We start from the raw sequence: 397 nt of genomic DNA, 5'->3' as shown, positions 1-397 counted from the left end.
AAGGGCAAGCAAATCAGATTCAAGGCTGTCATTTGGGAGGCAGCCATGGGTGTTCTGGACCGTCTGGTTCTTCGAGACGATCAATGGAAGCGGATTTCGCAGCATATCATCGGCGATGAGCGGACGCGTGGTTCGTCCGGCCGCGACAACCGCATGTTCGTAGAAGGGGTGCTTTGGATCGTGCGCACGGGCTCGCCCTGGCGCGATCTGCCCGAGGTGTTCGGTGCGTGGAACAGCGCGTTCCGCCGCTTCAGCCGCTGGAGCAGAAAGGGTGTCTGGTGGCGCATGTTCGAGGCGATGTCCGACGATCCGGACTTTGAATATCTGATCGTGGACTCGACCATCGTCCGCGCCCACCAGCACGCCGCCGGCGCAAAAAAGGGGCTGAAGATCAGGC

General features: G+C 60.7%; 1 protein-coding gene. It reads left to right on the top strand.

All coding sequences use genetic code 11. From position 1 onward, the window contains the following. Positions 1–45 precede the first annotated feature (45 nt). A partial coding sequence (locus KKP04_RS15330) for an IS5 family transposase (RefSeq protein ID WP_215033564.1) occupies positions 46–397 on the top strand: 352 nt, incomplete at its 3' end.

The organism is Rhodomicrobium sp. Az07 (genome assembly GCF_018619475.1).
Classification (GTDB): domain Bacteria; phylum Pseudomonadota; class Alphaproteobacteria; order Rhizobiales; family Rhodomicrobiaceae; genus Rhodomicrobium.
Note: the sequence above shows the minus strand (reverse complement) of the source record. Positions and strands in the feature narration are given on the sequence as shown.